Source organism: Methylobacterium sp. D54C (assembly GCF_053345595.1).
Genome location: NZ_JBKFAK010000001.1, coordinates 100414 through 125881, shown reverse-complemented (window position 1 = coordinate 125881; position 25468 = coordinate 100414). Strand labels below are relative to the sequence as shown.

The 25468-nt window shown below is 71.1% G+C and carries 22 protein-coding genes; 12 read left to right on the top strand and 10 right to left on the bottom strand.

Translation table 11 applies throughout. The features are described from left to right. Nucleotides 1–38: 38 nt before the first annotated feature. On the bottom strand, nt 39–509 hold the full coding sequence (locus ACLBYB_RS00635; RefSeq protein WP_447697524.1) for an AMP-dependent synthetase: 471 nt from the start codon (nt 507–509) through the stop codon (nt 39–41). A 285-nt stretch (nt 510–794) separates the two neighbouring features. Here ACLBYB_RS00635 and ACLBYB_RS00630 point away from each other — a divergent pair, with 285 nt between their 5' ends. Beyond that, on the top strand, nt 795–1208 hold the full coding sequence (locus tag ACLBYB_RS00630; protein ID WP_020093376.1) for a hypothetical protein: 414 nt from the start codon (nt 795–797) through the stop codon (nt 1206–1208). 25 nt (nt 1209–1233) lie between these two features. On the opposite strand, the gene ACLBYB_RS00625 is transcribed toward ACLBYB_RS00630, so the two are convergent. Continuing rightward, nucleotides 1234–1923 (bottom strand): uracil-DNA glycosylase, encoded by a 690-nt coding sequence (locus tag ACLBYB_RS00625; RefSeq protein WP_447697523.1) that lies wholly within the window; start codon nt 1921–1923, stop codon nt 1234–1236. A gap of 282 nt (nt 1924–2205) precedes the next feature. Between ACLBYB_RS00625 and hemH the strand changes: the two genes are divergently transcribed. After that, the gene (gene hemH / locus ACLBYB_RS00620) at nt 2206–3288 is read left to right on the top strand and encodes a ferrochelatase (RefSeq protein ID WP_042673806.1); all 1083 of its coding nucleotides are present in this window, start codon (nt 2206–2208) and stop codon (nt 3286–3288) included. Nucleotides 3289–3381: 93 nt separating this feature from the next. Continuing rightward, nucleotides 3382–3540, top strand: a complete 159-nt coding sequence (locus ACLBYB_RS00615) for a hypothetical protein (protein ID WP_020093373.1) — start codon at nt 3382–3384, stop codon at nt 3538–3540. A 46-nt stretch (nt 3541–3586) separates the two neighbouring features. Here the strand turns inward: ACLBYB_RS00615 and ACLBYB_RS00610 are convergent, their stop codons facing one another. Then, nucleotides 3587–4519: a peptidylprolyl isomerase gene (locus tag ACLBYB_RS00610; protein WP_447697522.1), complete on the bottom strand. Its 933-nt coding sequence runs from the start codon at nt 4517–4519 to the stop codon at nt 3587–3589. Between the two features lie 261 nt (nt 4520–4780). Here ACLBYB_RS00610 and secA point away from each other — a divergent pair, with 261 nt between their 5' ends. The 7 genes from secA (at nt 4781) to ACLBYB_RS00575 (ending at nt 16940) form a co-directional block, all read left to right on the top strand. After that, entirely contained in the window at nt 4781–7672 is a 2892-nt protein-coding gene (gene secA / locus ACLBYB_RS00605; RefSeq protein ID WP_026604963.1) for a preprotein translocase subunit SecA, read from the top strand. Between the two features lie 7 nt (nt 7673–7679). Beyond that, entirely contained in the window at nt 7680–8351 is a 672-nt protein-coding gene (gene bioD, locus ACLBYB_RS00600; protein WP_447697521.1) for a dethiobiotin synthase, read from the top strand. A 114-nt stretch (nt 8352–8465) separates the two neighbouring features. Then, a complete protein-coding gene (locus tag ACLBYB_RS00595; protein WP_447697520.1) occupies nt 8466–10409 on the top strand; it encodes a potassium transporter Kup in 1944 nt (647 codons plus the stop codon). Between the two features lie 307 nt (nt 10410–10716). Then, a complete protein-coding gene (locus tag ACLBYB_RS00590) occupies nt 10717–11121 on the top strand; it encodes a CsbD family protein (RefSeq protein WP_447697519.1) in 405 nt (134 codons plus the stop codon). 158 nt (nt 11122–11279) lie between these two features. Further along, nucleotides 11280–12680: an adenosylhomocysteinase gene (gene ahcY / locus ACLBYB_RS00585; RefSeq protein ID WP_091679894.1), complete on the top strand. Its 1401-nt coding sequence runs from the start codon at nt 11280–11282 to the stop codon at nt 12678–12680. A gap of 371 nt (nt 12681–13051) precedes the next feature. Continuing rightward, a complete protein-coding gene (locus tag ACLBYB_RS00580) occupies nt 13052–15670 on the top strand; it encodes an ATP-binding protein (protein WP_447697518.1) in 2619 nt (872 codons plus the stop codon). A 37-nt stretch (nt 15671–15707) separates the two neighbouring features. Further along, a complete protein-coding gene (locus ACLBYB_RS00575; RefSeq protein ID WP_020093366.1) occupies nt 15708–16940 on the top strand; it encodes an MFS transporter in 1233 nt (410 codons plus the stop codon). Between the two features lie 219 nt (nt 16941–17159). Here the strand turns inward: ACLBYB_RS00575 and tolB are convergent, their stop codons facing one another. The 4 genes from tolB to tolQ all read right to left on the bottom strand — a co-directional run bounded on the left by tolB (nt 17160) and on the right by tolQ (nt 21104). Beyond that, nucleotides 17160–18497, bottom strand: a complete 1338-nt coding sequence (gene tolB / locus ACLBYB_RS00570) for a Tol-Pal system beta propeller repeat protein TolB (protein WP_091976958.1) — start codon at nt 18495–18497, stop codon at nt 17160–17162. A 66-nt stretch (nt 18498–18563) separates the two neighbouring features. Then, nucleotides 18564–19904, bottom strand: a complete 1341-nt coding sequence (gene tolA, locus ACLBYB_RS00565) for a cell envelope integrity protein TolA (RefSeq protein ID WP_447697517.1) — start codon at nt 19902–19904, stop codon at nt 18564–18566. 9 nt (nt 19905–19913) lie between these two features. Further along, nucleotides 19914–20360, bottom strand: a complete 447-nt coding sequence (locus ACLBYB_RS00560; protein ID WP_020093363.1) for an ExbD/TolR family protein — start codon at nt 20358–20360, stop codon at nt 19914–19916. 27 nt (nt 20361–20387) lie between these two features. Then, nucleotides 20388–21104 carry a protein TolQ gene (gene tolQ, locus ACLBYB_RS00555; RefSeq protein ID WP_012317751.1) on the bottom strand — a complete coding sequence of 239 codons (717 nt, stop codon included), beginning with the start codon at nt 21102–21104 and terminating at the stop codon, nt 20388–20390. A 308-nt stretch (nt 21105–21412) separates the two neighbouring features. On the opposite strand from tolQ, the gene ACLBYB_RS00550 reads away from it, so the two are divergent. Then, nucleotides 21413–22201, top strand: a complete 789-nt coding sequence (locus ACLBYB_RS00550) for an HpcH/HpaI aldolase family protein (RefSeq protein WP_020093362.1) — start codon at nt 21413–21415, stop codon at nt 22199–22201. A 3-nt stretch (nt 22202–22204) separates the two neighbouring features. Here ACLBYB_RS00550 and ybgC read toward each other — a convergent pair whose 3' ends face one another. The 3 genes from ybgC to ruvB all read right to left on the bottom strand — a co-directional run bounded on the left by ybgC (nt 22205) and on the right by ruvB (nt 24896). Further along, nucleotides 22205–22657 (bottom strand): tol-pal system-associated acyl-CoA thioesterase, encoded by a 453-nt coding sequence (gene ybgC / locus ACLBYB_RS00545; protein WP_042669272.1) that lies wholly within the window; start codon nt 22655–22657, stop codon nt 22205–22207. Between the two features lie 90 nt (nt 22658–22747). After that, on the bottom strand, nt 22748–23473 hold the full coding sequence (locus ACLBYB_RS00540; protein ID WP_447697516.1) for a DUF4142 domain-containing protein: 726 nt from the start codon (nt 23471–23473) through the stop codon (nt 22748–22750). A 367-nt stretch (nt 23474–23840) separates the two neighbouring features. Further along, complete coding sequence (gene ruvB / locus ACLBYB_RS00535) at nt 23841–24896, bottom strand: Holliday junction branch migration DNA helicase RuvB (RefSeq protein ID WP_447697515.1); 1056 nt, start codon at nt 24894–24896, stop codon at nt 23841–23843. A 319-nt stretch (nt 24897–25215) separates the two neighbouring features. Between ruvB and ACLBYB_RS00530 the strand changes: the two genes are divergently transcribed. After that, entirely contained in the window at nt 25216–25446 is a 231-nt protein-coding gene (locus ACLBYB_RS00530; RefSeq protein WP_026605348.1) for a hypothetical protein, read from the top strand. Nucleotides 25447–25468: the final 22 nt, after the last annotated feature.

Sequence of the window (25468 nt, the reverse complement as noted above, 5' to 3'; positions counted from 1 at the left end):
GACGGTGCCGCGGCCCGCGATCCGCGATGCGGCGGTTGTCAGGCGTGCTCGGCGAGGGCGAGGTCGAGGCTCGCGTAGTCGGCGCCCGGACCGTTCCACCACACCGCCGGATAGGCGGTGAGCCGGCCCATCACGCCGGCATAGGCGTCGGCGAGCGCGGTATCGACGACGACCAGCACGGCGCCCGACTGCGCGAGGCTTTCCGCCAGCGCCGCGTCGCGGCCGGCGCAGTCGAGGCAGACGACGCGCAGGCCGAGGCGGGTGAGGCCGAGGCGCATAGCCTCGACCTGCCCGAGATCCTGCACCAAGAGCGCCACGGCCTGCCCGGCCCGCAGGCCCTCGCCCCAGGCCCAGCGCGAGACGCGGTGCGGACAGACCGCCGCGACCGGCACCGCCGGCGCGCCGCGCCGCTCCGCGCTGGCGGCTCCTTGCGCACCCGGCCGGGCGCGCCGGTCGGCGTCGCGAGCCGGGAGTGGGGTGGAGGCCGCCGGGTGATGGACGCCGTACATGCGATGCGGACCGCCTGAATCTGGACACACTGCAGGTCCTGGCGTGACGCGAGCAGGTTAACACTCTCTCTCACCCGGGCGTTCCGTCGAAAAACGACCGTCTTTTCGTCGACGCGCGGGCCGGCGACTGGACCTATGGCGAACGGGCCGTGAACCGGGACGGTTGAATTGCCGACATCTCGGGTCGCATCTTCGGTCGCATTGGCGCGCGCGCGGGTCCGGCCTATGTCCCGCCCGCCAGAGGCGGCCCGCGAGAGGCCGCCCCCGATCGAGGAACCGCCGCGCATGCGCCCCACTACGACCCGGATCACACTCCTCGCCGCCGTCACGCTCGCGGCCCTGCCGGCGCAGGCGCAGATCCGGAACGCCCCGTCGCCGCGGGCCCTGGAATTCGCCGCCTACATCTTCGCGGCCTCGAACGTCTGCGGCTACCGGATCGGCAGCGACCAGTTCGAGGCCCTGCTGGCGAAGCAGAACGTGCAGATCGGCGACGTCCAGCCGCGCGGACCGTTCGGCAACCGAGTGCAGACCATGTTCACGCTGATGTCGAACCAGATGGCGCAGAACCGCGACCAGGCCTGCCTCGCGGTGGCCGGCGAGTACGGGCCCGAGGGCACGGTGGCCAAGAACGTGCTCCTGCCCGCCGGCCAGGACCCCGCCGCGCCGGCGAAACCCGCCGAGCCCGCCAAGCCGCAATAGCCCATTCGCGGGATTGCCGCCGGCCTCAGCCGAGGCGCCAGTCGATCGGCGGGCGCCCGTGCGCGGCGAGCCACCGGTTGGCCCGGCCGAACGGGTCGGAGCCGGGGAAATCCCGCGCCCGGTTGAGCGGCGAGGGGTGTCCGCTCTCGAACACGCCGTGGCGGGTCGCGTCGATGAGCGCGGCCCTCGCCCGCGCCTGGGCGCCCCAGAGCAGGAACACGGCGGGCTCCGCGCGGGCCGAGACGGCGCTCACGGCCTGATCGGTCAGCGCGGCCCAGCCGTAGCGCAGGTGCGCCCCGGCCTTGCCGGCCTCGACGGTGAGCGCGCTGTTGAGCAGGAGCACGCCCTGCCGCGCCCAGGGCGTCAGGTCGCCGCCGGCGGCGCGGTCGGATCCCGCCTCCGCCAGGATCACCTTCAGCGAGGCGGGCAGGCGACCGGAGCCGACGAACGAGAAGGCGAGGCCGTTGGCGTCGCCCGGCGTCGGGTACGGATCCTGCCCGAGGATCACGGCCCGCACGTCCTGCAGCGGGGTCTCGGCCAAGGCGCGGAAGATCCGGTCCGGTGCCGGCAGCACCCGGGCGCCCGCGGCGATTCGGGCATCGACCGGCGCCGCCACGGCGTCGGCCTCCCCGCCGGCGAAGAACGGCAGGCTCAGCCAGGGCGAACCGGAGGCGCGGAAGGCCGTGAGGGCGTCGGCGACGGGTGTGGCGGCCATGGTCTCTCGCGATCGGTTTCCACGCCGAGATAGGAGGTGGACGCGCACCGTCATCGGCGCGGCGGTTGCGGCCGGGAGCCGCCCGTGTTTAGGGACGGGGGTCGAGCGCGCGGCCTGTCGCGGTGCGGCATGTCGCGTCCGCCCTTCGCCGGGCGGCTTCGCACCCTACATGGAAGCGCACCCGACGGGGTTTAAGCGCCGGCCAAGCCGAGGCGTACGCGCCGGCCGCCGGATATCGGAAGCCAGAGGAAGGATCTCGGCGCGCGGCGCCGGAACGCTGCCATGAACGAACGCGTCGAACCCGCCGCGCTGGCGAATGGCCGGCCCCTCGCACCGCTGCAGCCCGCGGCGAGCACCCTTCCGGCCGACCACCCGAAAGTGGCCTGGGGCCGCGTCGGCGTGCTCCTGATGAATCTCGGGACGCCCGAGGGCACGTCCTACTGGCCGATGCGCCGGTATCTCAAGGAGTTCCTGTCGGACCGCCGGGTAATCGAGGTACCGCGGCTGATCTGGTGGCCGCTCCTCAACCTGATCATCCTGACGAAGCGCCCCGGGCCGAAGGGCCGCGACTACGCCAGCGTCTGGAACAACGCGCTCAACGAGGGGCCGCTGAAGACGATCACGCGCGGCCAGAGCGAGCGCCTCCAGGCGGCCATGGGCGAGTCCGTGGTGGTCGACTGGGCGATGCGCTACGGCAAGCCCGAGGTCGCCGGCCGGATCCAGGCGCTGCTCGACCAGGGCTGCGACCGGATCCTGCTGGTGCCGCTCTACCCGCAATACGCCGCCGCGACCTCGGCCACGGCCTGCGATCAGGCCTTCCGGGCGCTGATGGACATGCGCTGGCAGCCCACGGTGCGGGTCTCGCCGCCCTATCACGACGACCCGGTCTACATCGCCGCCATGGCCGATTCGATCCGCGAGGGCCTGGCCAAGCTCGACTTCGAGCCGGAGGTGATCCTCACCTCGTTCCACGGCGTGCCGCGGAGCTACCTGCTCAAGGGCGACCCGTACCATTGTCAGTGCCACAAGACCGGGCGCCTGATCCGCGAGGCGCTCGGCCTGTCTCCGGAGAAGATGCGGGTCACCTTCCAGTCGCGCTTCGGCAACGAGGAGTGGCTGAAGCCCTACACCGACGAGACGGTGATGGAGCTCGCGAAGTCGGGCGTGAAGCGGATGGCGATCGTCGCCCCGGGCTTCACGGCGGACTGCCTGGAAACCCTCGAGGAGCTCGACGGTGAGAACCGGCACTATTTCGAGGAGAACGGCGGCGAGCGCTTCGCCTACATCCCCTGCCTGAACGACAGCGACCTCGGCATGCGGGTGATCGAGCACGTCGTGCGCCGCGAGCTCCAGGGCTGGATCTGAGATCCCGGCGGGGATGCCGCTTGCGGCGCGGCCCGGCCCGCCTATTATTTTCCTAAGCCGAACGGGCCCATCGGTTCGGCGCGGGAGGATCACATGGCGTTCTTCATCGGCATCGCGTGTCCGTGGCTGCTGATCGCGGTGCTCGACAGGATCGCCGAGGGGCGCCGCGGCGCCGAACTCTCGGCTCTCGGCATCACGCCCCAGCCGGCCCCGGCGCGATCCAGCTACCTCGTCCCGGATCGGCCGTACTGACGACACGGCGCGGCCCCGCGGGGCCGCGCCGGTCAGCCCCGGACCGTCACTTCTTCGGCTCGGGCGCGGCCTGAGCCGCCGGCGGCGCGTCGGCGCGGTCGATCTTGGCCTCCGAGCGGAGCTTCAGGATCATGTCCTGCTGCGCCTTGCGGATCAGGTGCTGGTCGATCTGCTCCTTGAGCTCGTCGAAGGTCGGCTGCGGCTTCGTCCGCTTCTCCTCGACCTTGATCACGTGCCAGCCGAACTGGGTCTTGATCGGGTCGGAGACCTGGCCGGGCTTCATCGCGAAGGCGGCGTTGGCGAAGTCGGGCACCATCCGCTCCTTGGTGAACCAGCCGAGATCGCCGCCCTCGGCCTTCGAGCCCGGGTCCTTGGACGCCTCGGCGGCGACCTTGGCGAAGTCCTCGCCGCCCTTGATGCGCGCGGCGATCTTCTTCGCCTCGGCCTCGTTGTCGACCAGGATGTGGCGCGCGTGCACCTCCTCCTCGGGCTTCATCAGCTTGACGGTCTGATCGTAGATCGCGTGCTCCGCCTCGGGCGTGACCGCGCGCTTGGCCTCCTGCTCCAGGTAGTCGTCGAGCAGGAGCTTGTCGCGGAAGTAGGCGAGCTTGCGCTTGAATTCCGGCGTGTCGCCGACCTTGGCGGCCTCGGCGGCCTGCGCGCCGACGCGGAGGTCGACCATGTAGTCGACGAGCAGGCTCTTCTTCTGAGCCTCGTCGACGCCGGGCAGCGACAGGGCCGGATCATCGGCCGCGATGGCGAGGTCGCCCTGCGTGATCGGCTTGCCGTTCACGCTCGCCACGACCGCGTCGGCGCTCGGCACGGCGGGGGCGGCGCTCTGGGCGGCGGGGGAAGCGGCAGCCGGCGTGTTGGCGGCCGGCGTGGGGGCCTTCTGGGGTGCCTGGGCCAGCGCCAGTCCCGGCATCGCGACCATGACGGCGAGCGCGCTGACGCGCCGGAGAAGGGCGGTGTTCGGCATACGGGCGAAGTCCTCGGCTCACGTCTCGGCGCCGCGCCGGATCGGCCGGGCGTCGCGCCGCGGCACAGGTGGCCCGCGTCGGGCGAGAAGGCAAGCGCGGCCATTTCACCGGTGCCGGAACCGTGACCGTACCGGCATGCGTTGAGGGCTGCCCCTTCCAGGTGCGCCGGGCGATGTTTACCTCTATAAGCCCGGCCAACTCCGTCCAGGCCGGCCCGCCACGCTCACTCGTGGGCGGGCTCGCGCGTCCGCAGGTCTATGATGCTCGGCTCCATCGCCAAGAAGATTTTCGGCTCCTCGAACGACCGCCGCGTCAAGGGCTACCGCCCGCGCGTCGCGCAGATCAATGCGCTGGAACCGGAGATCCAGGCCCTCTCGGACGAGGCCCTGCGCGCCCGCACCGACATGCTGAAGGCCGAACTCGCCAACGGCAAGAGTCTCGACGACATCCTCGTGCCGGCCTTCGCCACGGTGCGCGAGGCGGCCAAGCGCGTCTTCGGCCAGCGCCACTTCGACGTGCAGCTCATCGGCGGCATGGTGCTTCACGAGGGCGGCATCGCCGAGATGAAGACCGGCGAGGGCAAGACCCTGGTGGCGACGCTGCCGGTCTACCTCAATGCCCTGGAGGGCAAGGGCGTCCACGTCGTCACCGTGAACGACTACCTCGCCTCGCGCGACGCCGAGTGGATGGGTCAGGTCTACCGGTTCCTGGGCCTCTCCGTCGGCACGATCGTGCACGGGCTCGACGATGCGCAGCGCAAGGAGGCCTACGCCTGCGACATCACCTACGGCACCAACAACGAGTACGGCTTCGACTACCTGCGCGACAACATGAAGTACGAGCTGTCCCAGCTGGCACAGCGCGGGCACAACTTCGCGATCGTCGACGAGGTCGATTCGATCCTGATCGACGAGGCGCGCACGCCGCTGATCATCTCAGGGCCGGTGGATGACCGGTCGGAACTCTACGTGGCGGTCGACGCGCTGATGCCGCGCCTGCGCAAGGAGTTCTACGACCTCGACGAGAAGCAGCGCACGGTCTCGCTGACCGAGGAGGGCAACGAGTTCATCGAGGAGGCGATGCGCGAGGCGGGGCTCCTGAAAGAGGGCGACCTCTACGACGCCCACAACGTCACGCTGGTCCACCACGTGAACCAGGCCCTGCGCGCCCACACGCTGTTCACCCGCGACAAGGACTACATCGTCAAGAACGACGAAGTGGTGATCATCGACGAGTTCACCGGCCGCATGATGCAGGGCCGGCGCTACTCGGAAGGCCTGCACCAGGCGCTGGAGGCCAAGGAGCGGGTCACGATCCAGCCCGAGAACCAGACGCTGGCCTCGATCACCTTCCAGAACTACTTCCGCCTCTACAAGAAGCTCGCCGGCATGACCGGAACCGCCTCGACCGAGGCCGACGAGTTCGCCGAGATCTACAAGCTCGACGTGGTCGACATCCCGACCAACAAGGAGGTCGAGCGCGTCGACGAGGACGACGAGGTCTACCGGACCGTCGGCGAGAAGTACGAGGGCATCATCGCCGAGATCGACAAGGCGCATGCGCGCCACCAGCCGATCCTGGTCGGCACCGGCTCGATCGAGAAGTCGGAGCACCTCGCCGAGATGCTCAAGAAGGCCGGCTACAGCCTGCTCGACTACTCCGACCCGAACGCGCTGACCGACGTCTACGCCGCCGCCCGCGAGGGCCGGGTGACCAAGCGCTTCGCCGTGCTCAACGCCCGCTTCCACGAGCAGGAGGCCTACATCGTGGCCGAGGCCGGCGTCCCCGGCGCGATCACCATCGCCACCAACATGGCCGGCCGCGGCACCGACATCAAACTCGGCGGCAACCTCGAGATGCGGATCGAGAAGGAGCTGGGCCACCTCGCCGACGGTCCGGAGCGCGACGCCGCCATCGCGGCGATCAAGGCGGAGATCGCCGAGAACCGCACCAAGGTGCTGGCCTCGGGCGAGCCGGCCGATCCGGAGGCGGGCCGCAAGAAGGCGCTGCCCGGCGGCCTCTACATCATCGGCACCGAGCGTCACGAATCGCGGCGCATCGACAACCAGCTCCGCGGCCGCTCCGGACGCCAGGGCGATCCCGGCCGCTCGAAGTTCTACCTGTCGCTTCAGGACGACCTGATGCGCATCTTCGGCTCCGACCGCATGGACGGGATGCTGCAGAAGCTCGGTCTGGAGCAGGGCGAGGCGATCATCCACCCCTGGATCAACAAGGCCATCGAGAAGGCGCAGCAGAAGGTCGAGGCGCGCAACTTCGACATGCGCAAGAACGTGCTCAAGTACGACAACGTCATGAACGACCAGCGCAAGGTCGTGTTCGAGCAGCGCCGCGACTTCATGGGCCAGGACAGCGTCCGCGAGACCGTGGACGAGATGCGCGAGGGCGTGATCGACGACCTCGTCGCCCGCCACATCCCGGAGAACGCCTACGCCGAGCAGTGGGACGTCGCCGGCCTGCGCGAGCAGGTGAAGGAGATCCTCAACCTCGACGTGCCGGTCGAGGACTGGGCCAAGGAGGAGGGCATCGCCGACGAGGAGATGCGCGAGCGCCTGCTCAAGGCGGCCGAGACCGCCTATGCCGAGCGGACCGAGAAGAACGGCGCCGAGGTCACGGCCTATATCGAGAAGCAGGTCCTCCTGCAGACCCTCGACCATCTCTGGCGCGAGCACCTCGTGACGCTGGACCACCTCCGGCAGGTGATCGGCTGGCGCGGCTTCGCCCAGCGGGACCCGCTGAACGAGTACAAGTCCGAGGCCTTCGACCTGTTCAACGGTCTCGTGACCGCCCTGCGCGAGCAGGTGACCGCGCAGCTCTCGCGGGTCGAGATCATGATGCAGGAGCCGCAGGAGGAGTACCCGCCCGGCGGTCCGGCGCTGCCGCCGATGTTCGCCCAGCATCTCGACCCGGTCACCGGCGAGAACGAGATGGACTACGCCGGTCTCGGCTCGGGCAGCGACGGCGGCGGGGGGCCGGCCTACGGCTTCGCCGCCCAGGGCCTCGCGGCGGACGGCGCCGTGCTGGAGCGCGACCCGACCGACGCCGCCACCTGGGGCCGCGTCGGCCGCAACGAGCCGTGCCCGTGCGGCTCGGGCAAGAAGTACAAGCACTGCCACGGCAGCCTCCAGGCCTGAGGCGGGGATGCCCGCGCGGGCGCTGTTCATCGCCGGGGCCGGGACCGAGATCGGCAAGACCTACGTCACCGCCGCCCTGACGCGCCGTCTGCGGGCTCAGGGCCGGACGGTGCGGACGGTGAAGCCGCTCGCGAGCGGTGTCCCGCCGCTGAGCGATCCCGGCTTCGTCGAGAGCGACACCGCCCGGCTGCTGGACGCGCAGGGGCTCGCCCTGGACGAGGAGGCCGTGGAGGCCTGCTCGCCCTGGCGATTCGCGGCACCGCTCTCGCCGGATCAGGCCGCCGTGCTGGAGGGGCGCTCCCTGGACCTCGCCGACCTTGTCGGCTGGTGCCGGGCTGAGATCGCCTGCACCCAGGACACGCTGCTGATTGAGGGTGTCGGCGGGCTCATGAGCCCGGTCACGGAGGCCGCCACTGGCCTGGACTGGCTCCGCGCGCTCGGCGTGCCGGCGCTCCTCGTCTCGGGGAGCTATCTCGGGGCGATCAGCCACGCGCTCACGGCCTGCGAGACCCTGCGGCTCCACGATGTGCCGCTGCGCGCGGTGGTGGTCAGCGAGAGCCTGGGCACGCCGGCGCCCGCCGCGACCGTGGCCGCGGCCATCGCCCGTCATGCCGGCGCGCCCGTATTCTGTCTGCGCCGTGGTGACGCCTGCCCGGAGGAGCTGACCGGCTCGATCTGAGCGCCGCGACAGCGTCGCTGGACGGCGCGGCCGTGGCCCCTAGCTTTACCGCCACGGCGTCGCGCCCGGCGCCCGGATGGTCGAGGCCGGGTGGCGCCGTGGGGGAATCCTGCGGTGAGCCAGACCCTTGCCCCGGCGGCGAGTCCCCGATCCGAGACCGGCCCGGTCGACGCGGGAGCGGCGCGCGACAGGCTCCGGCCGGCCCTCGTCTTCGGCGCGCTGGGCGTCGTGTACGGCGATATCGGCACGAGCCCGCTCTACGCGTTCAAGGAGGCCGTGAAGGCAGCGACCGCCGGCGGCGCCTCGGTGCCGGCGGCGGCCACCGGCGCCGTGTCGCTGATCCTGTGGTCGCTGATCCTGATCGTGTCGCTGAAATACGCGGTGCTGATCCTGCGCGCCGACAACCGCGGTGAGGGCGGCATCGTCGCCATGCTGGCGCTGCTCGGCGCCCGTCAGGCCAGGCCGGGCACGTGGAAGGCGCTGCTCCTGGTGGTCGGGCTGGTCGGCGCGGCGCTGCTCTACGGCGACGGCGCGATCACGCCGGCGATCTCGGTGCTCTCGGCGATCGAGGGCCTGAAGGTCGACGCGCCGTCACTCGGGCCGTACGTCGTGCCGATCACGCTGGTGATCCTGGTCGGTCTGTTCCTGGTCCAGCACAAGGGCGTGGCCGCCATCGGCCGGGTGTTCGGACCGGTCATGCTCGTCTGGTTCGTCGTCCTCGGGCTCCTCGGGATCGCCGGGATCGTCGCCAAGCCCGAGATCCTGGCGGCGGCCAACCCGTTCCGGGCCGTCGATTTCATGCTCCATGCCGGCTGGCACGTCAGCTTCGCGATGCTCGGCGCGGCCTTCCTGGCAGTGACCGGCGGCGAGGCGATGTACGCCGATCTCGGCCATTTCGGCGCCCTGCCGATCCGCATCGCGTGGTTCGCGCTGGTCCTGCCGGCGCTGGTGCTCAACTATTTCGGCCAGGGCGCCCTGCTGATCGCCGCGCCCGACGCCCTGGAGAACCCGTTCTTCCGCCTCAGCCCCGACTGGGGCCATCTGCCCCTGGTCGCGCTCGCCACGATGGCGACCATCATCGCCTCGCAGGCGATCATCTCGGGCGTGTTCTCCCTGACCCAGCAATCGGTCCAGCTCGGCTTCCTGCCGGCCATGCGCATCGTCCAGACGGCGCACGAGGAGCGCGGCCAGATCTACGTGCCGGCGGTGAACTGGCTGCTCGCCGTGGCGACCCTGACGGCCGTGGTGGTGTTCGGCTCCTCCGACGCCCTGGCCGGCGCCTACGGCATCGCGGTCTCGATGCTGATGGGCATCACCACGCTGCTCGCCGCGCTGATCGCGCTCCGCTGGGGCTACAACCCGATCCTGGTCTTCGCGGTCAACGGCTTCTTCCTCGCCATCGACCTCGTGTTCTTCGCCGCCAACAGCGTGAAGATCCTCGAGGGCGGCTGGTTTCCCTTGGTGCTCGCCGGGCTCGTCGCCGCGATGATGCTGACCTGGAAGAAGGGAAACGAGCTGGTCGAGGAGGCGAGGGCCGCCCTGCGCCTGCCGGAGGACGTCTTCCTCGGCGGTCTCCAGCACCGTGACCTGCTGCGGCTGCCGGGCACGGCCGCGTTCCTCTCGGCGGCCGAGCACGGCATCCCGCTGCATCTCTCGCGCTTCGTCGAGCGCAACCACGCCCTGATGGAGCGCATCCTGATCATCACGGCGCTCTACGAGGAGACGCCCACCGTCCCGCGGGACCGGCGCGCCCACGTGACGATCCTGGCGCCGGATTTCTACCGGGTGATCCTCCGCTACGGCTTCATGGAGGAGGCCTCGATCCCCGAGGGGCTGGCCTGCGCGGTGGAATCGCGCCACCTGCCGCCGCACGTCCTCGACGACATGACCGTCTTCGTCGGGCACGAGACGATCATCCCGCGACGGGACAAGCGGGGCATGGCGCCCTGGCGGGAGAACCTGTTCGCCTTCATGCAGCGCAACGCCGAGCGCACCGGCGCCTTCTTCGGCGTGCCGACCCGGCAGGTCGTCGAGGTCGGCACCGAGATCGAGATCTAGGCCTCGGCCCGAGACATTCCCGCCGCCCGGCAAGTCACCGCGGCGGCGCGGTCCAGAACAGGCCGAGTCGTGCGCAGAGATCGGAGCACCCGCCCGGCCGCGATGTGCCTCGATCAGATCCCGGCGATTGACGCCGCGCCCCTCCTGGACGCTGCGCCGGTCCGGACCTGTTTCCAGCGCCGGCTCGCCGATGCACGGAAACTTGAGGACGTTCCGCCGCTCCTCAGGGAACCGTAGCCTTCCGCCGTCGTTCCGCCCCGACGCAGGCGTCGCGCCCCCGGGGTGCGCGCCGGAATGGAGAGACAGCATGAACAGGGATCACCTCGAGGGCGGCGTTCGCCATCTGCGCGGCCGGATCAAGACGGCGGCGGGCGCGGTGCGCGGCCGGGCCGTCGACCAGCTCGACGGCGCCTACGATCAGGCCGCCGGCGCTGCCCAGTACGCCTACGGCGAGGCCCGGGATACGGTCCGCGACCTGCGCGACGGCGGCGAGCACCTCGTCGAGGAGGGGCGCGCCCGGTTCCGCGACGCCAGCGAGCGCGGGCACGCCCTGGCAGACGAGGCGCTCCAGCGCGGCCAGCACTACCGCGACCGCGCCGTGCGCCACGGGCGCACCCTCGCGGCGCGCGCGGACGAGAACCGCGGCACGACCCTCGCCCTGGTGGCCGCCGTCGCGTTCGGCCTCGGGTGGCTGGCGCGGCCGACCCGCTGAGCGGCGGACGGGACCTGATCCGGGGCGGGGCGGGCGTTCGCGCGGCCGCCCCGCCGATCAGAACGCATAAAGACATCTTTATGTCTTGATTGCTTCGTAGGCCGCGCGGTGGTAGGGGGTTGCCCCGACCCGCAACGCGAACACGGAGCCATCGACTCATGGCCAAGGATTACATCGTCAAGGATATCGGGCTGGCCGATTACGGCCGGAAGGAGATCTCGATCGCCGAGACGGAGATGCCGGGCCTGATGGCGGTCCGCGAGGAGTACGGCGCCGCGCAGCCCCTGAAGGGCGCCAAGATCGCCGGCTCGCTCCACATGACGATCCAAACCGCCGTGCTGATCGAGACCCTGAAGGCGCTCGGCGCCGACATCCGCTGGGTCTCCTGCAACATCTACTCGACCCAGGACCACGCCGCCGCCGCCATCGCGGCCGCCGGCATCCCGGTCTTCGCCGTGAAGGGCGAGACCCTGGAGGAGTACTGGGACTACACCTCGCGCCTGTTCGACTGGCACGACGGCGGCATGCCGAACATGATCCTCGACGACGGCGGCGACGCGACCATGTTCGTCCATCTCGGCCTGCGTGCCGAGAACGGCGACACCGCGTTCCTCGACAAGCCGGAGAGCGAGGAGGAGGAGGTCTTCTTCGCGCTCCTCAAGCGCAAGCTCGCCGAGAAGCCGAAGGGCTGGTTCGCCGGTCTCGCCGACAGCATCAAGGGCGTCTCCGAGGAGACCACCACGGGCGTCCACCGCCTCTACGTGCTGGCCAAGGAGGGCAAGCTGCTCTTCCCGGCGATCAACGTGAACGACTCGGTCACCAAGTCGAAGTTCGACAACCTGTACGGCTGCAAGGAGTCGCTGGTCGACGGCATCCGCCGCGGCACCGACGTGATGATGGCCGGCAAGGTCGCGATGGTCGCGGGCTTCGGCGACGTGGGCAAGGGTTCGGCCGCGTCCCTGCGCAACGCCGGCTGCCGCGTGCTCGTGTCGGAGATCGACCCGATCTGCGCGCTCCAGGCCGCGATGGAGGGCTACGAGGTCGTGACCATGGAGGATGCGGCCCCGCGCGCCGACATCTTCGTCACCGCCACCGGCAACAAGGACATCATCACCATCGACCACATGCGAGCGATGAAGGACCGGGCGATCGTCTGCAACATCGGCCACTTCGACAACGAGATTCAGGTCGCCGGCCTGAAGAACCTCAAGTGGTCGAACATCAAGCCGCAGGTGGACGAGATCACCTTCGCGGACGGCCACCGCATCATCCTCCTGTCGGAGGGTCGCTTGGTGAACCTCGGCAACGCCACCGGTCACCCGTCCTTCGTGATGTCGGCCTCGTTCACCAACCAGACGCTGGCCCAGATCGAGCTCTGGTCCAACCCGGGCAAGTACCAGAAGCAGGTCTACACCCTGCCGAAGACCCTCGACGAGAAGGTCGCCGCCCTGCATCTGGAGAAGATCGGCGTGAAGCTCTCGAAGCTCCGCCCCGATCAGGCCGCCTATATCGGCGTCTCCGAGAGCGGCCCGTTCAAGCCCGAGCACTACCGCTACTGAGCCCGCATCGCCGGTGGCGCGGACGGCCTCGTTTCCGGGGCCGGCACCGCGCCGCCGCGATCCGGCGGCGCGGCCCGGTGGAGAGATTTGGAGGCCCGGCGCGCTGCGCCGGGCCTTCTCGTTTGTCAAGCGCAGACGGCCGAATCGAACTGTGTCTTCTGTGTGTCGTTAACGGCTGATTATGCCGACTTTGCCCAAAGCCACGCTTCGTTCCCCTTCCGGGGCGATTCCGCCGCACCTAGAGTGCGGGCGAATCTTAGATCGATGGGGCTGCGGCGGTTCGGGAGAATCGCCGCGGGAACGGTGCCTTCTGCGCCGCGCGGCGACGCGCGCCGGTCGGACAGCCATCGGGTACGGGGGCGGGGCAAACCATGGGTGTCGGTCGTGCGACACACGTTCGGATCGGCGTGGGCGCGCTCGCGCTGACGACGGCGAGCGCGGCCTTCGCCGAGCTGCCGGAGGCCGCCGCCGCGCATCCCGCGCGGGAGATCCACAGCGTGGCCGCCCTGGCGATCTTCGGCGGCCTCGTCGCCTTCGCGGTGATCCTGTCGCTCCTCCACCTCTACGAGCGCGGCCGGTGGACCCGCCGCGAGCGCGAGCTCGCCGCGACCCTCGACGTCCTGCGCGGCGCCCATGACCGGGCCGAGATGCTCCTCAACGCCGAGCGGCAGATCATCGTCACCTGGGATCATCGCAGCGAGCCGGTGGTCGAGGGCGACATCAGCCTCGCGATCCACGGCGAGCGGCCAACCTCCGGCTACGCCCGCCGCGTCCTGGCCTTCGGCACGTGGCTCGTCGCCGCGGACGCGGCCGCCGTCGAGACCGCCGTCGAGACCCTGCGGGCGCGCGGCACCAGCTTCGCGCTGAGCCTGCGGACCCAGACCGGCCGCAACATCGAGGCCCACGGGCAGGCCGTGGCGGGGCGGGCGCTCCTGCGCCTGCGCGAGACCAGCCAGGAGCGCTGCGAGATCGCCGACCTGCGCGCGACCCTGGACGAGACCCGCCGGGGACTCTCGGCCCTGTCGGGGCTCCTCGACGCGATCCCCCAGCCGGTCTGGCGGCGCAACCGCGACGGTGGCCTGAGCTGGATCAACGCCGCCTACGTGGCGGCGGTCGAGGCGGAGAGCCGCGAGGCCGCCCTCGATGCCGGCCTGGAGCTGTTCGACCGGCCGGCCCGCGAGACGATCGCCCGCGAGGAGGCGGCCCGGTTCGCCGGCCTGACCCGGAGCGTCCCGCGCCTCTCGGCCATCGTGGCCGGGAACCGGCGGATGCTCGACGTATTCGAGACCGGGCTGGAGACCGGCCGCGTCGGCATCGCCATCGACGTGTCGGAACTCGAGAGCGTGCGCGCCGACCTGCAGCGGCAGATGAACGCCAACGTGCGGACCCTGGACCAGCTGCCGACCGCGGTCGCGATGTTCGACGTCTCGCAGCGGCTGATCTTCCACAACGCCGCCTACCGGCAGCTCTGGGACCTCGATCAGGCCTTCCTCGACGGCCGGCCCTCCGACGGCGAGATCCTCGACCACCTGCGGGCGGAGCGGAAGCTCGAGGAGCACGCGGATTTCCGCGGCTGGAAGCAGGGCGTGCTGTCCGCCTACCGGGCCGCGGAGGCGAACCAGACCTGGTGGTACCTGCCCGACGGCCGGACCCTGCGCGTGGTCGCGGACCCGAACCCGCAGGGCGGCCTGACCTACCTGTTCGACGACGTCTCCGACCGCCTGAACGCCGAGTCCCGCTACAACGCCCTGCGCCGCCTGCAGGCCGAGACCCTGGACACGCTGGCCGAGCCGGTGGCCGTGTTCGGCGCGGACGGGCGCCTGTCCCTCGCCAACCGCGCCTTCTTCACCGTGTGGCGGCTCGACCCGGAGATGATCGAGGAGCGCCCGCACGTGGACGCGGTGATCGCCGCCTGCCGGGCGCTCGCCCCCGTCGAGGAGCCGTGGCTCGACATCCGCGACGCGGTGGTCGGCCTCGAATCGCGCACGGCCCGGACGTGCCGCCTCGAGGTGGTCGACGGCACCGTCCTCGACTGCGCCGCGCAGCCGCTCCCGGAGGGCGCGACGCTCCTGACCCTGATCGACGTCACGGCGAGTGTGAACGTCGAGCGGGCGCTCACCGAGAAGAACGATGCCCTGGAGAAGGCCGCGCAGCTGCGCGACACCTTCGTGCACCACGTCTCCTACGAGCTGCGCTCCCCGCTCACCAACATCATCGGCTTCACCCAGCTTCTCGGCGACGAGACCGTCGGCGCGCTCAACGAGCGCCAGCGCGAGTATTCCGACCACATCATGCGCTCCTCGGCGGCGCTGCTCGTCATCATCAACGACATCCTCGACCTCGCCTCGATCGACGCCGGCTCGCTGGAGCTGCAGCGGGAGGAGGTCGACGTCCAGGCCACCGTCGAGGCCGCCGTCCGCGGCATCGAGGACCGGCTCGCCGAATCGCACATCACCCTCGCCCTCGACGTGCCGGAGGATATCGGCAGCGTCCACGCCGACGGGAAGCGGGTGCGCCAGATCCTGTTCAACCTGCTCTCGAACGCCGTCGGCTTCTCGGATGCCGGCCAGCGCGTGGAGGTCCATGCCCGCCGGACCGCGCAGGAGCTTCTCCTCAGCGTGCGCGACCACGGCCGGGGCATGCCCCCCGAGATCGCCGATTCGGTGTTCAACCGCTTCGAGAGCCACACCCTCGGAACCCGCCACCGGGGCGTCGGCCTCGGCCTGTCGATCGTGCGCTCCTTCGTCGAGCTGCACGGGGGACGGGTGCAGCTGGAGACCGCGCCGGGCAGCGGCACCCGCGTCACCTGCACGTTTCCCACCGACCTCGCGGGCGAGGGCCGGCGCGCGCCGCCGCTCGAACCCGAGCCGCCCGTCCTGTCGCCTCCTCCTCCTCCGCCGCCGCCGCCGCCGCCGCCGCGCAAGCCGACCCTGACGCTGCAGTCGAGCGGGCCGGAGCCGCCGACATCCGACCGGCGAACGTCACCGTAGCGCTTGATTCCGCGGCCGGTCCCGCGCAGCAGGAGGCATGTCCGCGCATGATCGTTCCGGCTGGGCCGTCTTCGGCATCGGCGACTTCCGCCTGTTCGGCTCGGCCCGGTTCCTCACGGGCCTCGCCTACCAGATGCAGGCGGTGGCGATCGGCTGGTACGTCTACGACCTGACCCATTCCGCCCTGGCGCTGGGCCTCGTGGGCCTCGCGGGCTTCCTGCCGGCGGTGCTGTGCGCGCTGATCACCGGCCACGTCGCCGACGCCTACGACCGGCGCCTCGTCGGCGCCGCCGCCTTCGCGCTCCAGAGCGCGGCGAGCCTCGGCCTCCTCGCCTGCGCCCTCGCGGGCGTGCACTCCGTCTGGCCGATCTACGCCCTGGTCATCGTCGTCGGCACGGCCCGGGCCTTCGCCAACCCGGCCCTGCAGGCGCTGCTCCCGACCCTGGTGCCCGGGCCGCTCTTCGGCTCGGCGATCGCGTGGAACGCGTCCCTCTGGCAGAGCGCGTCGGTGATGGGGCCGGCGCTCGGCGGCTTCCTCTACGCCCTCGGACCCGCCGTCGTGTTCGGCGGGGCAGGGGGCAGCTTCGCCCTGGCCAGCGCCCTGACCCTGCTGATCCGCTACCGGCCGGCGGCGGTGAGCGAGCGGCCGCCGATCACCTGGGCGGCGCTCTCGGCCGGGATCGACTACATCCGCTCCCAGCCGGTGGTGCTCGGGGCGATCAGCCTCGACCTGTTCACGGTGCTGCTCGGCGGCGCCACGGCGCTGCTGCCGATCTACGCCGCGGAGGTCTTGCACGTCGGCCCGCTCGGCCTCGGCGCGCTCCGGAGCATGCCGGCCTTCGGAGCTGTCGCCATGGCGGTGCTGCTGGCGAACTACCCCCTGCGGCGCCACGCGGGCGTGCGCATGCTCCGCGCCGCCGCGGTGTTCGGGGCCGCCACGGTCGCGTTCGGGCTGTCGACGTCGCTGCCGCTGTCGATGGCCTGCCTGTTCGTCACGGGCGCCGCCGACATGATCTCGGTCTACGTGCGCCAGACCTTCGTGCAGGGCGAGACGCCGGACGCGATGCGCGGCCGCGTCTCGGCGGTGAACACGGTGTTCATCGGCGCCTCGAACGAGCTCGGCGAGTTCGAATCGGGGCTGCTCGCCGCCGCGATCGGCGCGGTCCCGGCGGTGGTGGTCGGCGGCGCCGCGACGGTCGGGGTCGCGCTGCTCTGGGGCAGGCTCTTCCCGGCGCTGAGGGCCCGCGACCGGCTGATGGTGCAGGGCTAGCGCGCCGTCGCGCGGCTCGGGACGCGACGCGTCCCGGATGACGGCCGTGGCGATCGTGGCGCCGCGAGCCGGCGCCGCACGAAACGCGGGTCCCCTCTCCCGTGTGGGGGAGGGGTAAGGCGCAGCTCTCTCGATTGGACCCGCCGTCCTGCCGTACCGTTGCACCAGGATCGGGAACGGCCCCGGAGCCCGCCTCGTGAGCCGGGCTCCGCGACGGGCTCAGCGGCCCGACAGCAGCGGCGACCAAGTCGGGTCGGACGCGTAGGCGGGCGTCGGGACCGGCTGCTCCACCTTGCCGGTGATGTCGACCATGAACAGCTTGCCGCCGCCCTGGCCGCCCGGATCGCGGAAGAACAGCACGTACTGGCCGTTCGGCGCGAAGGTCGGGCCCTCGTTGTGGAAGCCCTCGGTGAGCACGCGCTCGCCCGAGCCGTCGGGCTTCGAGACGCAGATGGCGAAGCCGCCGTTGCGCTGGCGGGTATAGGCGATCAGGTCGCCGCGGGGCGAGAAGGCCGGCTGCGAGGCCGAGCCGGGGCCGAAGGTGATCCGGTGCGGGTTCGAGCCGTCCGCCCCCATCACGTAGACCTGCTGGGAGCCGCCGCGGTCGGACTCGAAGGCGATCTGCGACCCGTCCGGCGAGTAGGTCGGCGAGGTGTCGATCGCCATGCCGTTGGTGATCGAGCGCTGGGCCTTCGAGGCGAGGTCCATCGTGACGATGTCGGCGTTGCCGCCCTGCTGGACGCTCATCACGATCTTGCGGCCGTCCGGCGAGAAGCGCGGGCTCGCGCTCATCGAATCGACGTTGCCGAGCGCCTGGCGGGAGCCGGTCTCCAGGTTGATCATCTGCACCCGCGGCTGGTGGCCGGTGGCCTGGGCCATGAAGGCGATGTCCTGCGTGGCCGGCGAGTAGCGCGGGGCCACGATCGACATCTCGCCGGTGGTGATCGCCCGGACATTGGCGCCGTCCTGGTCCATGACCATCAGGCGCTTGCGGCGGTTCTCCTTGGGGCCGGTCTCGTCCACGAAGGCGATGCGGCTGTCGAACCAGGGCCCGAGGCCGGTGATCTTGGTGTAGACCCCGTCGGCGATCAGGTGGCCGGTGCGCCGGACGTTGGCGGCGTCGGTGCCGTATTGCTGGCCGGTCATCTGCTGGCCGTTGGTCACGTCCCAGAGCCGGAACTCGACCTTGACCCGGCCGCCCTCGCGGACGACCCGGCCGGTGACGAGGCCCTGCACGCCGGTGGCGCGCCACTTCTCGAAGTTCGGCGCGGCGTCGAAGTTCGGCTGCTCGGGGAAGCGGGCGTGGTCGAGCGGCGTGAAGTAGCCGGAGCGGCGCAGGTCGTTGGTGACCACGCCGGAGACGAGGCCCGCGAGGCTCGGGTCGCCGCCGAAATCCGCGATGGCGATGGGCATCGGCTGGAAGTTGCCGCCGCCGATGCGCAGCTGCAGCTGCGCCTGGGCCGGCCCCGCCAGGAGGCCCGTCAGCATCACGAGGAGCGCGAGCAGGCGCGCGGCATAGGACGTCGGGAGGCGCCCGACGGAGGGGAGGTGCAGCATGGTGGGTCGGATCCGAGTGACGATCAGACGGGAACGCGGGAGCGGCGGGACACTGGCTGGAAGACCTCAGGTCGCCGTGAACTCGAACTCCGCGTTGATGGCCTTCCAGTCGTTGTAGTACGGCGCGTAGGTGGCCGGAATGTTGTACGGCGCGCAGCGGCGGACCGCCCGGAGCGCGGCCTGCGCGATCGACTGGTCGACCGCGCTCGCCCCGCCGCGCATGATCCGCGGCTCCGTGCTGAGCGAGCCGTTCGGGTTCAGCCGGATGTCGAGAACCGGCAGGACCACGCCCTGGGCCGCGCCGGGGGGCGCCGAGTAGCAGCGCTCGATCTGCTGCTGGAGCAGGCCGACCAGGGCGTCGCGCAGCGACGGCGACAGGCGCTGCGCGTTGCCGGTCGCGGCGCCGAGCGCCGCCACCTTCTGCACCGCGTGGCCTGTGGCGCCGGTCGACTGCGACGGCGCCTTCGAGGCGAGCATCGAGCGGATGTCGCCGGCGTTGAACTTGTCGGCGAGTTCGGCCTGCTTGCGCGCCTTGGCCTCGGCATCGGCCTTGGCCTTCGCGTCCGCCATGGCCTTGGCCTTGGCCTTCGCGGCGGCCTCGGCTTTGGCGGCGGCCTCCGCCTTCGCGGCCTCGGCTCTCGCCTTGGCGGCGGCCTCGGCCTTCTCGCGCTCGGCTTCGGCCTTGGCCTCCGCGATCTCCTTCTGGCGCTCGGCTTCCGCCTCGGCCTTGGCCTTCGCGTCAGCGGCCTTCTTGGCCGCTTCCTTGGCCGCTTCGGCCTTCTTCGCGGCGGCGGCCTTCTGGGCGGCCGCCGCGGCCTCGGCTTCCTGCTTCTCGATCAGCTTCTCGAGCTGCTCGCGCTTCTCGGCCTCGGCCTTCGCGACCGCCTCGGCCTTGGCCTTCGCCTCGGCCTTGGCGGCGGCAGCCTTCTCCGCGGCGGCCTTCTCGGCCGCCTTCTCTGCTGCCTTCTCAGCCGCCTTGGCGGCGGCCTTCTCGGCGTCGCGCTTCTCCTGCGCGGCCTTCTCCGCCGCCTTGGCGGCCTGGGCCGCCTCCTGCGGATCGGGCTCGGCGCGCAGCGGCATCTCGTCCGCGTTGGCGAGCTTCATCTCGGCCGTGCGGGTCGGGGCGGTCGGCGCGTCCTGCTTGGAATTCTCGGGCTCGCGGTCCTCGAACTTCTCGGCCTTGCGGTCGGCCCGCGAGGTGGCGTTCGGCATCGGCTTGTCGGCCTGACGCTCGCCCTTTGTGATCTCGGAGAACTGGTTCTCGGTGATCACCTCGACGGGCACGCCCTCCTGGGCCTCCGGCAGGGCCGGGGCCGCGACGCTGACCAGCGCCAGCGCGAGGAGCGCGACGTGGGTGCCGGCGGAGATCCAGACACCCGGTTCCTTGCGGTCGAAGCGGAACTCCACGGGACGGCCCTACTGATGCTCAGGCTCGGTGACGAGGGCGACCTTCTTGAAGCCGCCGCCGGTCACGATCGCCATCACCTGCGCCACGCGGCCGTAATCGACCCGCTTGTCGCCGCGCACGAAGACGCGCTCCTCGGTTCCGGTCTTGGCGGTCTCCATGAGCTTCGGCACGATCGAGTCGTCGGTGAGCTCGTCCTCGCCGAGGAAGACCTGGCCGGTCTGGCGGATCGACAGGGTGATCGGCTTCACGTCGGAATTGAGCGGCGAGGCCTTGGATTGCGGGAGGTCGAGGGGCACGCCCACGGTCATCATCGGCGCCGCGACCATGAAGATGATCAGGAGCACGAGCACGACGTCGATGAACGGCGTCATGTTGATCTCGTTGATGGGTCCGCCGCGGCGGCCCCGGCGCCGGCGGCGCTTGCCGCCCTGCGATGCGCCCGCTGCCATGCCCATGGATCGGTCTCCTCTGGATCAGCCGGTTCAGGCGGCGAGCGGCAGCCGCTCGTCGATCTGGCGGGAGAGGATGGCGGAGAACTCGTCGGCGAAGCTCTCCAGCCGCGACTGCGCCTTGGAGACCTCGGCCTGGAGCTTGTTGTAGGCGAGCACCGCCGGGATCGCGGCGAACAGACCGATCGCGGTGGCGAACAGCGCCTCGGCGATGCCGGGGGCGACGACCGCGAGGGAGGTGTTCTTCGAGGCCGCGATCGAGGTGAACGCGGTCATGATGCCCCAGACGGTGCCGAACAGGCCGATATACGGGCCGGCCGAGCCGATCGAGGCGAGGAACAGCAGGCGCGACTCGAGCCGCTCGACCTCGCGGTGGATGGTGACGTCGAGCTGCTTCTCGATGCGCTGCGACAGCGACTGGATCTGCCGGCCGGAGCCCTCGAAGCTGCGCTTCCACTCCCGCATGGCGGCGACGAAGACGGCGGCGAGGCCCGTGGCCGGCCGGTCGTTGAACGAGCGGAACAGCTCCTCCAGGGAGCGGCCGGACCAGAACGCGTCCTCGAACGCGTCCATCTCGGCCTTGGTCCGGCGGAACAGCAGCGTCTTGTCGACGATGATCGACCAGCACCAGATCGAGGCGCTGAGCAGCCCGATCATCACGATCTTCACGACGAAGTGGGCCTGCAGGAACAGGCCGAGCAGCGTCATGTCGGCGACAGGCGCGGCCTGCATCGCGTCGGCTGGGTTCATCCGTCGAGGTCTCCTGCTCCGGATCGCGATGCGCCGGGCGAGGCCCGCGTCCGCCGGATCCGTGAGCGATATCAAGGCTGTCGCCCGCGAATCTGTCGAAAGTAAGGGCCGTCGACGGCCCCCGCGCCCCGCCGTGGCATCGCCTCCGTTAAGGGCGCGGCAGGGTTAAGGATCGGTTTCGATCCGGGCGATCCTGAGGCATGTGCCGCCGTCCGACGGGCCGTCCGGGCTGGACCTGCCGAAAGCGCCTCCCGTATGGTCGCGGCCCACGGCGCCGAGTCGACAGCCCTGAGATACGCAGGACGCGCATGACCCTCCCCGTTCCCAGCCTGCCCGATCTGCTGCCCACCGGCCCGGCCCGGTTCCTGGGCTGGTCCATGATCGCCGACCCGATGTTGGCCGGCTTCCTGGCGCGCGCCGGATTCGACGCCGTCCTGCTGGATCAGCAGCACGGCACCTACGACTACAAGACGTCGTGTGCGGCGATCACCGAGGTCGCCCTGGCCGGCAAATCGACCCTGGTGCGCGTGCCGGTGGGCGACTTCGCCATGGTCTCGCGGATGCTCGACGCGGGCGCCGCCGGCGTCGTGGCGCCGATGATCAACACCGTCGCGGATGCCGAGGCCCTGGCCGCGGCCGCGAAATTCCCGCCGGTCGGGCAGCGGAGCTGGGGACCGGACCGGGCCATGTGGCTTTCGGGGCTCCGGAACGGCGCGGACTACCTCGCGGGCGCCAACGATCGGGCGCTCACGATCGCCATGTGCGAGACCGAGGCGGGGATCGCCGACCTGGAGGCGATCCTCGCCGTGCCGGGCATCGACGGCGTCCTGGTCGGCCCCGCCGACCTGTCGATCGCCCTGTCCAAGGGGGCGGCCATCGACCCGCTGGGATCGGCGGTCACGGCGGCCCTCGGGGAGATCGCGCGCAAGACCCGGGCGGCGGGCAAGATCCCCTGCGCCTTCGCGCCGTCGCCGGCGCGCGCCCGGGAGATGGTCGGGATGGGCTACCAGCTCGTCTCGGTCGAGTACGACGCGCTGACCATCGTCAACGCCTTCGCGCGGGTGCTCTGCGAGGCCGACCCGGCGCGGGCCGGCTGAGGTCTAGGCGGCCTCGCCGGGCGCGAGCCGCCGCCGCAGCGCGTCCGGGAGGCGGACGGCGCGGCCGTCCCGCACGCAGGCGACCGTGACCTCCGCGGAGACCAGCACTTCGTCGCCCCGTCGGACATCCTGGGCGAGCTGCATCGACGCGCCGCGCAGGGCGCGCGTGCGGGTCACGACGGTGAGCAGGTCGTCCATCCGGGCCGGCCGGAGGAAATCGAGGCTCATGCGCCGCACCACGAAGACGAGGCCGCGTGCGTCGCGGTGCAGGTCCGACTGGTCGCCGGCGAGTTCCCGCAGCAATTCGGTGCGGCCGCGCTCGAGGAAGCGCAGGTAGCTGGCGTGGTAGACGAAGCCGGAGAAGTCTGTGTCCTCGTAGTAGACGCGCACGCCCATCCGGTGGGGCGGGGCACCGTCCTCCGCGGGTCCGTCACTGGCGGGCTCGATCGCGCTCATGCGCCCCTTTAGCGACGGGCGGTGCGACGGCGCAACACGACGAGGGCCGCCCTGGGGCGGCCCTCGCGCAGATCACGCCATGCGCGGCGCTCAGCCGCCGATGCGGGCCGCGAGGCTCGCCGAGTGGGCGTGCTCGTCGGCGATGTAGGGGAGGGCCTCGGTGGCGAACTTGCGGCCCTGGGCGTTGTCGCCCTGCTTGGCGTAGGCGTCGTAGAGCGCCAGGGTGCGGGCGTCCGAGCGGGCCTGCTGGTCGATGTAGGTCCGGTCGAAGGCCCGGCCGTTCGGGGCCGCCTGGAGCTGCGCCAGACGCGCCTGGCCGCGCTCGCCGAGGGCCACGCGGCGGCCCGGCTCGGCCGGGCTGTTGTCGACGATGCCGACCGCGCCGAGGGCGCCGCCGACGATGCCGGTGCCGATGTTGGCGGCCACCGTCACCGGCGCGAGCACGAGGCCGACCGGGTTGCTCAGGTCGGTGCGGATCCCCTGGTTGTCGGAGACCACCGAGCCGTTGCGGGTCAGGGAGGTGTTCGGCGGCAGCAGCGCGTCGGTGGTCGCCTTGCGCTCGACGAGGACGCGGTTGGCGTAGTTGCGGACCCGGGGGTTGCGCGACCGCTGGAGGGCGATCCGGCTCGCCTCGATGCTGGCGGCGTCCGAACGCAGCGCCTCGGCCCGGAAGGCGGGCGTCTCGGTCGCGGCGGCGCCGACGCCGTCCTGATTGGCGAAGGGCAGCACGCGGATCGGCAGGGCGTCCTGCGCGAAGGCGGGCGCCGAGATGGCGGCGACGGACAGGCCGAGCACGGCGAGCGTGAGTGTCTTCATGGCGGAAGTTTATCCCTGACGTTGTTCTTGAGATCGCGAAGATCTGCCGCGATCGGAGGGCAGGACCCTGATCGGGACAGCCTTGCCGGCGCCGAGCGGACCCGGCGCGGTCGCCTCCCCAACTGTCGCGTTTCGGCGCTGTTCCACGCGATCCGGCAGTTTTTACACTTACGTGATCGACGAGATCCCCTCCTAAGCTTGGCAATATTGTTCCGAGACGATCGACAAAACGGCTGTTACGGCAGCGACTTGCCGAGATCGCGACGCGGAACTCACCCGGCTGCCGCGCGCAGCATCGCGCGTTCCGCGCATGTGCCCGGTGAAATGCTGGTCCGAATTCAATGCATGGAGACGCGTTGACCGGTCCTCAGGGCTGTCCGTCACCGAAGAAGCCGAACTGCCCGGGCGTCTCGCGCTTCGGTTCCGGCATCTGCATGTGCCGGTAGGCGTGCCGGGTGAGGACGCGTCCGCGGGGTGTGCGCTGCACGAAGCCGCGCTGGATCAGGTAGGGCTCGATGATGTCCTCGATCGCGTCCCGCGGCTCCGACAGCGCCGCCCCGATCGTCTCGATCCCCACCGGCCCGCCCCCGAACGAGCGCGCGATCAGGCTCAGGTACTTGCGGTCCATCACGTCGAGACCCGCCCCGTCCACGTCCAAGAGCTGCAGCGCCCGGTCGGCGATCGCCCGCGTCACCGTCTCGGCCTCCGCCACCACCGCGAAGTCCCGCACCCGCCGCAAGAGCCGCCCCGCGATCCGCGGCGTGCCCCGCGCCCGCCGGGCGATCTCGTTGGCGCCCTCCGCCGACATGCCCAGGCCCAGCACCCGCGCGCCGCGCGCCACGATCTGCTCCAGCTCGTCGATCTCGTAGAATTCCAGCCGGATCGGGATGCCGAACCGGTCGCGCAGCGGCGTCGTCAGCAGCCCCGCCCGCGTCGTGGCGCCAACGAGCGTGAACTTCGGCAGCTCGATCTTGACCGAGCGCGCCGCCGGGCCCTCGCCGATGATCAGGTCGAGCTGGTAATCCTCCATGGCCGGGTAGAGGATCTCCTCGACCGCCGGGTTGAGCCGGTGGATCTCGTCGATGAACAGGACGTCGCGCTCTTCCAGGTTGGTGAGCTGGGCGGCCAGGTCGCCGGCCTTGGCGATCACCGGCCCGGAGGTCGAGCGGAAGTTCACGCCGAGTTCGCGCGCCACGATCTGCGCCAGCGTGGTCTTGCCGAGCCCGGGCGGCCCGACGAACAGCACGTGGTCGAGCGCCTGCCCGGTCTTCCTCGCCGCCTCGATGAACACCTGCATGTTCGCCCGCGCCGCCCGCTGGCCGATGAACTCGGCAAGGCTCAGGGGGCGGATCGTCTGATCGACGTCCTCGGTGCGCTTCTCCGGTGTCAGGAGCGCGTTGGTCGGAGGCTTCGACTTGCTCATGAACCCTGCTTCGTGGACCGTGCCGCGGCCCGCGATGGGCGGTCTCGCAGGACGGCTGGGCACCGGCGCGTCCGGTTTTGTTCTTCCTTACCCGTGAAAGCCGGGAAGTCTAAGCGCCGCGGCCGGGCAAGGTGGCCAAGTGTCGTGGCCAGGTGTCGTGGCCAGGTGTCGTGGCCGGGCGTCAGCCCGTGTGGCGCCACCGGCGATGTGAGCGAGCGCACGGGCCGTCGCGATCGACGCAACCGGGATGCAACCGAACCGCCGGCCCGCGCATTCCTGGACCAAACCTCCAAGCATGGCCGCAGGGCGCTTCTCCCCGATGAAACTCCGTACGATCGCTGCCGCCGCAGCCGGCACCGTCATGCTCGCCGTTCCGCTCGCGGCCCAGGCCGCCAACGGCCCAGCCGAGACCAAGGTCGCCGAGGCCAACCCGCAGGTTCATCCCGTCTCGGCGGAGCGGGAGGACGACGTCACATGCAGCCGGGCGCGCCGCCGTCTGTGGATCGAGGGCGAGGGCTGGGTGGTCCGGCGGATCACCACCTGCCGCTGACCGGTGCGCACCAGGGGGCCGA

Excerpts from the sequence above, each read along its gene's own strand:
- ACLBYB_RS00635 (WP_447697524.1), bottom strand. The coding sequence starts at position 509 with ATGTACGGCGTCCATCACCCGGCGGCCTCCACCCCACTCCCGGCTCGC.
- ACLBYB_RS00630 (WP_020093376.1), top strand. The coding sequence starts at position 795 with ATGCGCCCCACTACGACCCGGATCACACTCCTCGCCGCCGTCACGCTC.
- ACLBYB_RS00625 (WP_447697523.1), bottom strand. The coding sequence starts at position 1,923 with ATGGCCGCCACACCCGTCGCCGACGCCCTCACGGCCTTCCGCGCCTCC.
- hemH (WP_042673806.1), top strand. The coding sequence starts at position 2,206 with ATGAACGAACGCGTCGAACCCGCCGCGCTGGCGAATGGCCGGCCCCTC.
- ACLBYB_RS00615 (WP_020093373.1), top strand. The coding sequence starts at position 3,382 with ATGGCGTTCTTCATCGGCATCGCGTGTCCGTGGCTGCTGATCGCGGTG.
- ACLBYB_RS00610 (WP_447697522.1), bottom strand. The coding sequence starts at position 4,519 with ATGCCGAACACCGCCCTTCTCCGGCGCGTCAGCGCGCTCGCCGTCATG.
- secA (WP_026604963.1), top strand. The coding sequence starts at position 4,781 with ATGCTCGGCTCCATCGCCAAGAAGATTTTCGGCTCCTCGAACGACCGC.
- bioD (WP_447697521.1), top strand. The coding sequence starts at position 7,680 with ATGCCCGCGCGGGCGCTGTTCATCGCCGGGGCCGGGACCGAGATCGGC.
- ACLBYB_RS00590 (WP_447697519.1), top strand. The coding sequence starts at position 10,717 with ATGAACAGGGATCACCTCGAGGGCGGCGTTCGCCATCTGCGCGGCCGG.
- ahcY (WP_091679894.1), top strand. The coding sequence starts at position 11,280 with ATGGCCAAGGATTACATCGTCAAGGATATCGGGCTGGCCGATTACGGC.
- ACLBYB_RS00580 (WP_447697518.1), top strand. The coding sequence starts at position 13,052 with ATGGGTGTCGGTCGTGCGACACACGTTCGGATCGGCGTGGGCGCGCTC.
- ACLBYB_RS00575 (WP_020093366.1), top strand. The coding sequence starts at position 15,708 with ATGTCCGCGCATGATCGTTCCGGCTGGGCCGTCTTCGGCATCGGCGAC.
- tolB (WP_091976958.1), bottom strand. The coding sequence starts at position 18,497 with ATGCTGCACCTCCCCTCCGTCGGGCGCCTCCCGACGTCCTATGCCGCG.
- ACLBYB_RS00560 (WP_020093363.1), bottom strand. The coding sequence starts at position 20,360 with ATGGGCATGGCAGCGGGCGCATCGCAGGGCGGCAAGCGCCGCCGGCGC.
- tolQ (WP_012317751.1), bottom strand. The coding sequence starts at position 21,104 with ATGAACCCAGCCGACGCGATGCAGGCCGCGCCTGTCGCCGACATGACG.
- ACLBYB_RS00550 (WP_020093362.1), top strand. The coding sequence starts at position 21,413 with ATGACCCTCCCCGTTCCCAGCCTGCCCGATCTGCTGCCCACCGGCCCG.
- ybgC (WP_042669272.1), bottom strand. The coding sequence starts at position 22,657 with ATGAGCGCGATCGAGCCCGCCAGTGACGGACCCGCGGAGGACGGTGCC.
- ACLBYB_RS00540 (WP_447697516.1), bottom strand. The coding sequence starts at position 23,473 with ATGAAGACACTCACGCTCGCCGTGCTCGGCCTGTCCGTCGCCGCCATC.
- ruvB (WP_447697515.1), bottom strand. The coding sequence starts at position 24,896 with ATGAGCAAGTCGAAGCCTCCGACCAACGCGCTCCTGACACCGGAGAAG.
- ACLBYB_RS00530 (WP_026605348.1), top strand. The coding sequence starts at position 25,216 with ATGAAACTCCGTACGATCGCTGCCGCCGCAGCCGGCACCGTCATGCTC.